The organism is Acinetobacter pragensis (assembly GCF_001605895.1).
Classification (GTDB): Bacteria; Pseudomonadota; Gammaproteobacteria; order Pseudomonadales; family Moraxellaceae; genus Acinetobacter; species Acinetobacter pragensis.
Genome location: NZ_LUAW01000013.1, coordinates 14,095 through 26,733, shown reverse-complemented (window position 1 = coordinate 26,733; position 12,639 = coordinate 14,095). Strand labels below are relative to the sequence as shown.

At 41.4% G+C, this 12,639-nt stretch carries 10 protein-coding genes; 5 read left to right on the top strand and 5 right to left on the bottom strand.

Annotated features, from left to right (window positions below; translation table 11 throughout):
* Positions 1-13 precede the first annotated feature (13 nt).
* The 5 genes from AZH43_RS04490 to AZH43_RS04470 all read right to left on the bottom strand — a co-directional run bounded on the left by AZH43_RS04490 (position 14) and on the right by AZH43_RS04470 (position 6,503).
* On the bottom strand, positions 14-1,762 hold the full coding sequence (locus AZH43_RS04490; RefSeq protein ID WP_067667027.1) for a hydantoinase B/oxoprolinase family protein: 1,749 nt from the start codon (positions 1,760-1,762) through the stop codon (positions 14-16).
* Positions 1,759-3,846 (bottom strand): hydantoinase/oxoprolinase family protein, encoded by a 2,088-nt coding sequence (locus AZH43_RS04485; protein WP_067667023.1) that lies wholly within the window; start codon positions 3,844-3,846, stop codon positions 1,759-1,761. Before AZH43_RS04485 ends, AZH43_RS04490 begins: the two co-directional genes overlap by 4 nt.
* Positions 3,839-4,711 (bottom strand): alpha/beta fold hydrolase, encoded by an 873-nt coding sequence (locus tag AZH43_RS04480; RefSeq protein ID WP_067667022.1) that lies wholly within the window; start codon positions 4,709-4,711, stop codon positions 3,839-3,841. The genes AZH43_RS04485 and AZH43_RS04480 overlap by 8 nt, the downstream gene beginning before the upstream one ends.
* Before the next feature lie 165 nt (positions 4,712-4,876).
* The gene (locus tag AZH43_RS04475) at positions 4,877-5,749 is read right to left on the bottom strand and encodes an alpha/beta fold hydrolase (RefSeq protein WP_067667020.1); all 873 of its coding nucleotides are present in this window, start codon (positions 5,747-5,749) and stop codon (positions 4,877-4,879) included.
* Positions 5,750-6,011: 262 nt separating this feature from the next.
* Positions 6,012-6,503 (bottom strand): MarR family winged helix-turn-helix transcriptional regulator, encoded by a 492-nt coding sequence (locus AZH43_RS04470; RefSeq protein WP_067667018.1) that lies wholly within the window; start codon positions 6,501-6,503, stop codon positions 6,012-6,014.
* Between the two features lie 598 nt (positions 6,504-7,101).
* Between AZH43_RS04470 and AZH43_RS04465 the strand changes: the two genes are divergently transcribed.
* The 5 genes from AZH43_RS04465 to AZH43_RS04445 all read left to right on the top strand — a co-directional run bounded on the left by AZH43_RS04465 (position 7,102) and on the right by AZH43_RS04445 (position 12,583).
* Positions 7,102-8,067: a SphA family protein gene (locus AZH43_RS04465; RefSeq protein WP_081406770.1), complete on the top strand. Its 966-nt coding sequence runs from the start codon at positions 7,102-7,104 to the stop codon at positions 8,065-8,067.
* 99 nt (positions 8,068-8,166) lie between these two features.
* A complete protein-coding gene (locus AZH43_RS04460; RefSeq protein WP_067667016.1) occupies positions 8,167-8,952 on the top strand; it encodes a 2-keto-4-pentenoate hydratase in 786 nt (261 codons plus the stop codon).
* A gap of 98 nt (positions 8,953-9,050) precedes the next feature.
* Positions 9,051-10,010 carry an acetaldehyde dehydrogenase (acetylating) gene (locus tag AZH43_RS04455; protein WP_067667014.1) on the top strand — a complete coding sequence of 320 codons (960 nt, stop codon included), beginning with the start codon at positions 9,051-9,053 and terminating at the stop codon, positions 10,008-10,010.
* Positions 10,003-11,031 (top strand): 4-hydroxy-2-oxovalerate aldolase, encoded by a 1,029-nt coding sequence (gene dmpG, locus AZH43_RS04450; protein ID WP_067667012.1) that lies wholly within the window; start codon positions 10,003-10,005, stop codon positions 11,029-11,031. Before AZH43_RS04455 ends, dmpG begins: the two co-directional genes overlap by 8 nt.
* Positions 11,032-11,212: 181 nt before the next feature.
* The gene (locus AZH43_RS04445) at positions 11,213-12,583 is read left to right on the top strand and encodes a DHA2 family efflux MFS transporter permease subunit (RefSeq protein WP_067667010.1); all 1,371 of its coding nucleotides are present in this window, start codon (positions 11,213-11,215) and stop codon (positions 12,581-12,583) included.
* Positions 12,584-12,639: the final 56 nt, after the last annotated feature.

Sequence of the window (12,639 nt, the reverse complement as noted above, 5' to 3'; positions counted from 1 at the left end):
TTATATTTTAAGCTTAGTTGCTTCGAAGTTTTTGAGTTGCATCAGTATCAACCTGAGCATGCGCAGCATCAATTACGACACCATATGCCTCACGTGCCATTGCGGCAGAGACCAGACCATTTTCAAAGTCAGTGAAAACAGCTTGCGGATCGCGTTCAAAAGGAAGACCGACGCCTGCGCCGCCACCTGATTCACAAATCAAGTGATCACCGTTGAATAAGTGCCAAGGATGATGCGGTTCAGTAATTTCAATTGTTCTGCCAGCATGGGTGTAACGTGCGGTATTCAATGGGGTAGAGCCACCACCTTGTGCGCCATTGGCTTGAGTGACAAAGCCATTAAATGCGCCGCCATAGGTAATCACCATGCCGCCTTCATTAATAGCTTCCCAAACAATGCCCGGTGCACCGCGCCATTGACCTGCACCATGTGAATCTTGCCTAAATTCATAGCGGGTGATCCGAACAGGATAGCGAGCCATTTCTTCTTCGACATCAGATTTACCCACTACACCGAGTACACTGGTTTCAGCAGCACATTGATAACCATCATTGCCGCTGACTGCACCAGCACCAGCGGCAGGGCAGAAGGAAGTCATCACATACATTTCCTGATCGTCTTTAGGCAGACCAACCAAAATAGGTGCAATGACACGGCCATAAGGAGTAATCGCACGATCAGGCAGTGCTTTAGACATTGCATCCATCACTGCTTCAACTGCCATTGTTCCACCGACAGCAGGTGCAGCTGCAGTTAATGCCTTTTTGTCACAACTGACTAAGGTACGGGGACGACTGACGACTTTGATTGGTTTCAAACTGCCTTCATTGTGATAGCTGGCTAAGTCAGTGCCTAAAAATAAGAATGATGTACAAAGCGTACAACTATGGGTTTGATGTAAGAATGAATTGATATATCCATCGACTTGGTCATCTGAGCCTGAAAAGTCAAATGTCGCTTCATCGCCTTTAATTGTCAGCTGAACTTTAACCTGAACGGTTTTACCCATAGTTTTGCCATCGTCATCTGTAACAGAAACACCATCGTAAATACCATTGGGCCATTCAGTAATACGGGAGCGAACGGCTTTTTCTGTACGTGCAAACATCTCTTCAATACAGGCATAAGTTGATTCAACACCATAACGTTCGAGTAGTTTATGCAGTAAACGTTCACCGACGGTATTGCTTCCCATCAGTGATGCAATTTCACGCTGCATTAATACAGGCACGCGGTTGTTGGCAAGCAGCAGATTCAATATGTCTTCACGCAATGTGTTATTTTCAGCAATTTTGGTCAGTGGAATATTTAAGCCTTCGGCAATCGGGTCAAATGCTAAAAAGTGTGAGCCGGGTTGCGCGCCACCATTGTCCGCGACATGCGTGCCCATGCAGACAAAAAATTCTAAATTTCCATTAAAAAATACAGGCTTAACAAATGTCCAGTCGGGCAAATGAACTGCACCATCCGAAGGTAAATTTGTCAGGAATTGATCGCCTTCCTTTATATTGTCGCCAAACTTTTCAAGAACACGACTAATGGTGGTTGATGCTGCCAGCAAACGCGGTGCAAAACCTTCAGGAATAGCTATCACACGCCCATGTTTGTCCCAAATGCCATATGACAAATCATGCAATGTGGTCACTAAAACGTTGGTGGCTGTACGTTCAGCGGTATAGCGCATTTCCTGACATACACGCTTGAAGTAATGCCAAGTCGTCGTTAAGGTAATTGGGTCAATTGTATTGTTGATATCGCTCATATTTCAGTCCCTTTGTTGAGCAAATAATTTCCATACTCGTCTAAAACGCAAGTAAATCCTGGAGGAACAACGAGGGTGCTGGTCGCTTCTTGCACTACAGCAGGGCCTTCAATTCGTGCATTGATCGGTAGGTGTTCACCATTGTGAAATTGCGTTGGGTGCCATGCACTGCCAAAATATGCATCCTTAATATTTGGCTGTGGAATTGCTTGCACATCACGCTGTAATTTAGGCAAGGTCAGTGTTGGTTTACTAAGTTTGGCAATTAAACGAATATTCATCAAAATAATCGGCACATTCGGCAGGCCAAATGTGAAGTCACGTTCATGAGCAATATGGAAAGCATCATTTAGTGCCGCAATATCTGCTTGAGTGATATTTTCGCAAGGGAATGGCAGTTCAAGCTCGTGATACTGACCTTGATAATGCAAATCCATCGTTGCAGAAAATTCAATTTTTGCGCCATCTTGCGTCAAGTCTTTTAACTCAATGCGCGCTTCGGCCTTCATTGAGTCGAGTAAACCTGTCAAATGTTGAATATCAGCTTTTGACAAATCAATTGGATAAGATCTTAGATAGTCACGGCCTACATCTAGTGTCAGCATGCTCCAAGCGCAGAAAGATGCCGAAAAACGAGGAACGATGACTCGGTCCATGCCTAGGTTTTCGGCAATAGATGCTCCACATAGAGCCCCGCCGCCGCCAATAGCAAGCAATGCATAATTGCGCACATCGTGACCTGCCCGTGTAGTGACTTCCGCTGTGCCATCTGCCATATCAGCATTCACTACTGCAAGCATACCCTGAGCTGTTTCTTCAATGCTGATATTCAGCTGTTCGGCAAGAGGACAAATGGCCTGACGCGCAGCTTCTGTATCAAGGCGCATTTTTCCGCCCCAGAAATACTCTGGGTTGATATAGCCAAGGACAACGGCTGCATCAGTTACAGTCGGTAAAATCCCGCCTTTGCCAAAACATGCAGGGCCAGGTAATGCTCCGGCACTTTGGGGGCCGACTTTAAGCATGCCTAAACTGTCAATCCAGGCAATACTGCCACCACCAGAGCCAACACTGACTACATCAACCACTTTTAAACCACTGCGGTGATCGCCTAACCATTGACCAGAAGCCAATGGCACTGTGCCATCTGTAACCACTGCGGCGTCAAGGGTTGTACCGCCCATATCGACTGCAATTAGATTTTTTTCACCAATTACATCGCCAAGAAATGATGCACCGCCAGGCGCTGCTGCAGGCCCAGAACCGAGCAGGTAAGCGGGCCGGGTGCGCACTGCCGCAACCGTATTGGCGTATTGGTTGGCTTGCATAATCAATAAGCGGCCATTAAAACCAATATTTCCAAGGCTGCGTTCTAGATTGCTCATGTATTCACGGACAGCTGGCCCAAGAGCAGCACTCAGTACTGTTGTGCTAAAGCGCTCGTATTCGCCCAGTTTTGGTAACAATTCACTCGAAGTAGAGATAAATACATCGTCATTTAAATGCTGACGTAAATAGGTTGCAGCAGTTTTTTCGTTGTGGCCGTTGGCATAGGAGTTCACAAAGCAAATTGCAATAGCTTGAATATCTTGCTGTTTGACAACTTCCACAAATTTGGCTAAATCAGCTTCAGAAATTTCATTTAAAACATCACCTTGAGCAGTTACGGTTTCACTGATTGGAAAACGTAATTTACGCGGAACTAATGGCTCATATGGTGGTAAATAGGCATCGTACATTGAATGCGTTTCAATCTTTAATGAACGACGCATTTCAATAATGTCACGGAAACCTTCAGTGGTTAACATGGCTGTACGACCCACATTACGTGTGGTCAATGCATTAGTTGCTGCCGTTGTGCCATGTACAAGTAATGATGTTTTTTCAAGGAGTTCATTCAGTGTCAGACCATAACCTTGAGCCGCTTCACTGAGTGCATTGAGTACACCAATTGAAAAATCAGGTGGGGTACTTGGAGATTTAAATTCACTAATGCTTTTACCTTCTTCTAAAACCACGCAATCAGTAAAGGTACCGCCAGTATCAACGCAGATGCGGAATGGACGCAGGATATTCTCAGACATTTTTAAACCACTCAATCAAGATTTTGTTTACTTTTTCAGGCTGTTCGAAATGCGCCCAATGACCCGCAGGTTCAACTACGGTATATTCACCATGCGGTACGATTTTTGATGCTTTTTCTGCAATATGTGCAGGCATAGACGGGTTTTGATCTGTCCATAAGAACAGGATTTTAGTTTGTAAAGATTTTAGAATATCTTCAGTCAACATCCAGCGGTTATTGCCTTCGCCAATGGTTTCACGGGCAATTTTAGGCATGATGCGTAAGCCTTCTTCAGAAGTGAAGTAACGATAACGTACTTCCACCAATTCATCCGTCACATCATTATTATCTGCCATTAACCATTCAAGACGTTTACGTACAGATTCACGTGTCGGTGCATCTGTCGCTTTCTTGGTAACATCGGCAACACCTTGCACGACTTTTTGTACAATGGCTTCACTTTCAGGGTCAGACAAACGCAGACCTGCACCAGTGAGAGAAACAATACCTAAAACACGATCAGGATACTGATGCGCAAAGCTCATTGCAGTCCAGCCACCTAAAGACTGGCCGACAAAAAAAGCTTTATCGATATTATTGGCATCCATAAAACGTTTTAAATGTTCAACGTAGAGTGGGCATTCATAAACCACATCTTCAGGYTTRTCCGAAAGACCGTGACCAATTGCATCGATTGCATAAATACGGAATCCAGCATTGGCAAGAGGCATTACATTTTTACAGAAACCATCTGCATGTCCGCTGACACCATGCATCAAAATAATTGCAGGACCTTCATTTCCAGCTTGAATTGCACGAGTACGCCAGCCACCTGCATTGTGAAAGCGAACTTCTGCGCCTAATAGATCTGTCCAAATTGTCATATCATTATTTCCTTAAGTTGTTTGACGATTCAAATGAAACATCTGAATTGAAAAACGGGTGAGGTACCTATAAGTACTTATCTTCACCTATGCATTTTGTTCATCCAGAACATGCATTTTGAAAATCATCACCAGCATCAATCCATATGCTCAATGAGATTTTCTTTAAACGTTTTTAAACCACTCGATCAAGATTTTATTAACTTTTTCAGGCTGTTCAAAATGCGCCCAATGACCCGCAGGTTCAACCACGGTATATTCACCATGCGGCACAATTTTGGATGCTTTTTCTGCAATATGTGCAGGCATTGATGGGTTTTGATCTGTCCATAAGAACAGGATTTTAGTTTGTAAAGATTTTAGAATATCTTCAGTCAACATCCAGCGGTTATTGCCTTCGCCAATGGTTTCACGGGCAATTTTAGGCATGATGCGTAGGCCTTGTTCAGACGTGAAGTAGCGGTAACGCACTTCCACCAATTCATCTGTCACATCATTATTATCTGCCATTAACCATTCTAAGCGTTTACGTACAGATTCACGTGTCGGTGCATCCGTCGCTTTCTTGGTAACATCGGCAACACCTTGCACGACTTTTTGTACAATCGCTTCACTTTCAGGRTCAGACARWCGCAGACCTGCACCAGTGAGAGAAACAATACCTAAAACACGATCAGGATACTGATGCGCAAAGCTCATTGCAGTCCAGCCACCTAAAGACTGGCCGACAAAAAAAGCTTTATCGATATTATTGGCATCCATAAAACGTTTTAAATGTTCAACGTAGAGTGGGCATTCATAAACCACATCTTCAGGCTTGTCCGAAAGACCGTGACCAATCGCATCGATGGCATAAACGCGGAATCCTGCATTGGCAAGCGGAATCACATTTTTACAAAAACCGTCAGCATGTCCGCTGACGCCATGCATTAAAATAATTGCAGGACCTTCATTTCCAGCTTGAATTGCACGCGTACGCCAGCCACCAGCATTATGAAAGCGAACTTCTGCGCCTAATAGATCTGTCCAAATTGTCATATGATTTTCCTTACCGTTTTTCTACTGAGATATTACAAATGCATCCAATGCACTTAATAATTGATATGCTATGGTAGCATAATAAATATAAGATAAATGGCTGTCTAGTACTTTTGACTTTTTTTTTCAAAAAGGTACATAAAACAAAAAAAGCATTGATTAAAATCAATGCTTTTTAATATAAATCAATATTTTATATTGTTTATTTATACTTTAATGACCAGACTTTTGGGTAGGTAGTATGTCTAGTGTATCTAAATAATTAATTATTTAGAGTGATAAAGTTTTCATTATTCGAGAGGTTATGGCGAATGCGGGATAATAAAATGTGTAATGCTTCAATCTCTTCCGAACTTAATCCAATAAGGGCAATACCATCGACACGATGAGCGACAGATCTTAAAGATTGCTCACATTTTCGTCCAGCATCGGTTAAAAATACACACTGTTTACGCATATCTTTTTTATCACTTTCGCGTTTGACTAAACCTAATGCTTCAAGTCTTCGAATCACTACACCGGTATGTGCATCCATAATGCCAATACGTTGTGCAACATCTCTTTGCATTAAGCCATCTTGTTCATGCAATGCTCTCATCACATACCAGTCTGCAACTTGCATTGTCGAATCACCCATAAAATCCTGAAATGCTTTTGCCAATAGGCGATGATTTTCGCGAATTAGTGTTGGAATTCCATCTAGCTGCGGAATTGTATTTTCAGAATTGTCATCTATATTGCTTAAAGATTTCATGGGGTAAATTTCTATAGGGCAGGGTAGCGATCATCAAACTTGATGACCCAACTGTATATTTTAAAAATGAAACGATAACAATTTACTTCAAAATCTGCAAGTTCACAGCATTTTAAAGTTAACATAAGTAATTAATTTACTGTATGAAAATTCTAAACATCTGGCGTAATCTTAATCACATGCAAAGTGAAGAAATTATGTTTAATTCAATCAGATCATTTAAAATAATTATAAATTTCAAAGTGATAATCTTAATTTTAAAAAAATATTAGACTTCTAAATAAATACTATATTAATATGCTAGCGTAACATATTGTATTGGAAATACTGGATGTATTTCTAAATATGCAAAACAACAAGCTAAAGTGCTCACAAAGTTTTGTGGGCTAAAACACTGAAATGGAGATTCTAATGTTAAAGCATAGTTGCAAAAATTAGCTTAATTTTCACACTGGAAATTAAAGGCACATGATGTGTCTTCAAATCATTAATTAATTTTTAAATTTGGTTTTAGCTAAAACCATAGGGGGATTTTGCTCAAAAAAATAAAGGACATTTTGAGTAAAAAACTTAAGTCAGTAAACATAGGACGTTGCAAATGAAAAAATTTTTAGAAAACGGTCATAAAAAGACAATATTTACACGCAATCAGCTGAAGCTTGCGTGTATGGGGAGTCTGATATTTGGAATCGCACCGCATGTTTTTGCAGTTGAAAATGGCGGGGCGATTACACCTCCTGGCATTTATGATTTTGGTTCAGGCATGACACCACCGCCAAGTGAATACGGTGCTTTAGGGATTCGTTTTGTCAATGTTCAGGCGACAACATTAAAAGATAATGATGGCAATAAAAGCGCTGTTAAGCCTGATTTTGATTTTAATGCAATAGTTTTTGCAGGCTTGAAAATGACAGATCTAGATTTTCTTGGCGGAAAATACGGTTTTGCTGCTGTGGTTCCTATGATTGATATCAGTATGGATTTAAGTATTCCTACACCAGTTGGAAACATTGAGCAGTCGGGGCGCAGCACAGCTTTAGGTGATATCCAGATTATCCCTATGGTTGTACAGTGGAACCCGACAGAAAATTTGTGGCTAAAAACAGAAATGATGTTTCAGTTACCAACTGGTTCATATGATCCAGATCGAGTGATCAATACAGGTGTGAATCATTGGACTTTTCAACCTAGTTTAAGTATGACGTATATGAGCCCAACTGGATTCGAAATTTCTACCAGTTCACAAGTCAATTTCAATACACGGAATAAAGATACGGATTATCGCTCTGGAACTGAGTTTCAACAAGATTTTGGTGTGGGACAACATATTGGCAACTGGATTTTTGGTATTGGCGGTTATGTTTATAAGCAATTGACTGATGATAAATCTGAGACATTAACCAATGGCAACCGTGGCCAAGCCATCGCATTAGGCCCAGCAATTGGTTATGTCAATTTTAGAAATCCGATACCAACGATTTATTTCCACGCCTATAAAGAATTTGATGCACAAAATAAAACCGAAGGTACCAATATTGCTTTAAGACTAGGCATGTCTTTTTAATCGCATATTGAAGCTCATCTATGCAAAAAACCGATGTTGTTTCTTTGGCTCAGCATCGGTGTATTCCGAATTATTCGAATTTTCCCATGAGGATGGCCGATGACAAATGATGTTGTAAATGCTGTAGCTTTTGCTTTATATGATGCCGAACAAAACCGCCAAGCTATAGCACCGATCCGTACAGCACTTGGCGAGCAAGCCACAGTCGATGATGCCTATGCCATTCAAGAGCTGAATACTGAACGTGCTTTGCAAAATGGCAGACGCTTAGTGGGCCGTAAAATTGGTTTAACTTCAGTGGCTGTACAGAAACAGCTCGGTGTGGATTCACCTGATTTCGGCATGCTGTTTGCCGATATGGCATTTGGTGATGGCGAAGCGATTCCGCAAGGCTTACTCATTCAACCTAAAGTGGAAGCTGAAATTGCACTTGTATTGAAAGCTGACCTGAATCAGCAGCAGCATACTTATGCCGATATTATCAGCGCAACAGATTATGCTTTGGCTGCCATTGAAGTGGTGGATAGCCGTATTGAAAATTGGAAAATCTCCTTGCTGGATACTGTTGCCGATAATGCATCTTCAGCGGCCTATGTGCTGAGTTCCAAGCCAGTCAAACTTGAAAATGTTGACCTTGCAAACTGCCAAATGACCATGACCCGACGTGGGGAAGTGGTGTCACAAGGCATCGGTAAAGCCTGCTTGTCAAATCCATTGAATGCAGCTATTTGGTTGGCGGATGAAATGGTACGCCGCGGCTGCCCGCTTAAAAAAGGCGATTTGGTCTTAACCGGTGCCTTAGGCCCGATGGTGGTGGCACAGTCGGGTGATGAGTTCAGCGTTGAAATTGAAGGCTTTGGCGGTGTGACGGCAGTATTTGCATAAATAAATCGACTTTTTCATCTGCCTTTGTATTTCTCCTTACAGGACAAAAATAAAGAGATTATTAAGAAGGATGAAAGACGTTAGAAAAGGATAACAAGATGTCAAAAATTAAATGCGCCATTATTGGCTCGGGCAACATTGGCACTGACCTCATGATCAAGATCATGCGTAATGCTCAATATCTAGAAATGGCCGCTATGGTGGGTGCAGATCCTAATTCAGATGGTCTAGCACGTGCGGCACGTTTTGGATTTGAAATTACAGCGGAAAGCATTGAAGGCCTAGTCAAACTCCCTTCATTCAAAGACATTAAAATTGTTTTTGATGCGACTTCAGCAGGGGCGCATGCACATCATAATGCCATTTTGCAGCAGCATGGCATACAAGTGATTGACCTGACACCGGCAGCGATCGGTCCATACGTGATCCCTGTGGTGAATTTAAATGATCATATGAATGCGCCAAATATCAATATGGTGACTTGTGGTGGTCAAGCCACCATTCCAATGGTCAAAGCCGTGTCTCGTGCAGCCAAAGTGCATTACGCAGAAATTATTGCTTCGATTGCGAGTAAGTCTGCAGGGCCGGGTACACGCGCCAATATTGATGAATTTACTGAAACCACCTCTAAAGCTATAGAAGAGGTCGGCGGTGCGCAAAAGGGTAAAGCTATCATTATTATGAACCCTGCAGAACCGCCTTTGATCATGCGGGATACGGTGTATTGCTTTGCTGAATTGGGTGCAGATCAAGATGCCATTCGTCAGTCGGTAAAAGATATGGCGGATGCTGTACATGCCTATGTGCCGGGCTATCGCTTGAAGCAGGAAGTGCAGTTTGAAGAATTCGGTGCAGATCGTCCTTTAAATATTCCCGGTATTGGCAAATTGCCGGGATTAAAAGTGTCTATCTTCCTAGAGGTCGAAGGTGCAGCGCACTATCTACCGGCGTATGCAGGAAACTTAGACATTATGACCAGTGCGGCATTGGCTGCAGCAGAACGTTTTGCAGAAACTCAACTGACTCAAAAGATGACATCAGGAGCAGCTCATGTTTGATCAACAACGAAAAATATATGTCTCTGATGTGACTTTACGTGATGGCATGCATGCTATCCGTCATCAATATTCATTGGATCAAGTGCGTGAAATTGCCCGCGCTTTAGATGCAGCAGGTGTAGACAGCATTGAAGTTGCGCATGGTGATGGCTTGCAAGGCTCAAGCTTTAATTATGGTTTTGGCGCACATACTGACTTAGAGTGGATTGAAGCCGTAGCCAGTGAAGTAAAAAATGCCAAAGTTGCGACTTTATTGCTGCCGGGGATAGGAACAGTTCATGATTTAAAAGCTGCTTATGATGCCGGTGCACGTGTGGTACGTGTGGCAACTCATTGTACTGAAGCAGATGTGTCTAAGCAGCATATTGAATATGCCCGTGAACTGGGCATGGATACGGTTGGTTTCTTGATGATGAGCCACATGACGACACCTGAAGCTTTAGCGCAGCAAGGCAAATTGATGGAAAGCTATGGCGCAGAGTGTATCTATGTGGTGGACTCAGGCGGCGCCATGAATATGTATGACATTGCTGAGCGTTTTAAGGCCATGAAAGATGTGCTGAAGCCTGAAACTGAAACAGGTATGCATGCGCACCATAATTTAAGTTTAGGTGTAGCCAACAGTATTGTGGCCTTAGAACATGGCTGTAACCGTATAGATGCCAGCTTAACAGGAATGGGGGCAGGGGCAGGCAATGCGCCGCTGGAAGTTTTTATTGCTGCCGTTGAGCGTATGGGCTTAAAGCATGGTTGTGATGTGAAAAAGCTGATTGATGCAGCTGAAGATATTGTACGTCCTATGCAAGAACGTCCGGTACGTGTAGACCGTGAAACTTTGGCTTTAGGTTATGCAGGCGTGTATTCAAGCTTCTTGCGCCATACGGAAACAGCTGCACAGAAATACGGTCTATCTGCCTTTGATATTTTAGTAGAGCTTGGCAAGCGCCGCATGGTGGGCGGTCAGGAAGATATGATTGTGGATGTAGCTTTGAATATGTTGAAAGAACTGCAATCTACCTAAGCGCTTATTTAAAAGAACAGAATATTTATTTTCAAAGGTGAAGATAAATATTCATTCCTCATGTTTAATCAAAACATTCAAGTTTATGGGAACTCAGATACATGCGTATTTGAGAATTCTTTTTTATTGTCTAAATTTTTGATTGATTAAGCTGACCGATGATTCAAATATGGAGCAAAGCATGGAGCAGCATGACAAACTACAACCCCAATTTCGGTTGTTAGTTTTGTTAACTTCGATTGGCTTTTTTATGCAAGGTTTGGATACCACCATTATCTTTACAGCACTACCAAATATTGCAGAAAGTTTGCATGAAAACCCTCTCAAAATTCAAGGTATTATCATTGGTTATATTTTAGCGGTTGCTGCAGGTATTCCTGTCAGCGGTTGGATCGCAGATAAATTTGGGCTGAGAAACACATATTTTACGGCTATTTTTATTTTTACGATTGCATCTTTAGCGTGTGGTTTAGCACAGAATCTAAATCAACTCATTTTCTTTAGGGTATTACAAGGCATCGGTGGCGCTATATTAATGCCTATTGCAAGACTAGCATTATTGAAAATAATACCCAGACCACAGTTTGTTTCTGCCATTAGCACCATGAATATATCTGGCTTACTTGGGCCTTTAGCTGGTCCTGCATTAGGCGGTATTTTAGTAAAATCCTTATCATGGCATTGGATCTTTTGGGTGAATATCCCAATTGGTATTATAGGCATGATTTTTACTTTAAAAGTTATGCCTAATTTAGTTGAAAATAAAGTAAAAAAATTTGATTTTATAGGATATTTTTTTTTACTTACAAGCATGATTGGATTCGTATTAAGTATAGAGTTAATTGAAAATAAACAATTTTCTATATTGTGGTCTTTAGGGGTATTCTTAATCGCTACGGCGGTAGCCGTTGGGTATATGTACCATTCAAAATCTCATCAACATGCTATTTTTCAGTTCGATCTTTTTAAAAATAAACAATTTAATGTTGGTGTATTGGGCATGTTTTTTGCTCGTTTAGGCAGTAATGCAATGCCTTTTTTACTGCCACTGGTGTTGCAAGTCGTTTTTAATATTGAACCGATGTTTGCTGGACTGATGATGACTCCATTGGTTTTTGGTTCCTTATTCTCAAAATCCATTACACGACCGCTTATTCAGTTTTTTGGGTATAAACGTTTGTTGTTGTTGAATACAAATTTACTCGCATTGTGTATTGCTAGCTTTACATGTATTACGGTTGCAACACCAGGTTGGATGGGGGCATTACTTTTCTTTGTATTTGGAGTACTTAATTCACTTCAATTCGTTGCTATGAATACATTAACATTAAGAAGTCTAGACTCAAAGTTTATTAGCAGCGGCAATAGTTTTCTATCCATGAGCATGATGCTTTCAACCAGTGTTGGAGTTGCTTTGGCTGGGGTATTGTTGAATCAATTTACAGTTTTTTATAATGGAGAACCAATGCTCAAAATTTTTCATTCTACATTTTTAGTGTTGGGAATCAGTACTGCGATGACGACACTTATTTTTAGTAAATTAAAAATGTAAAGTAGTATTTCAAATAAGAATACTGGCAAAAAGGAGGCAAGGAGAGACAATTTTTG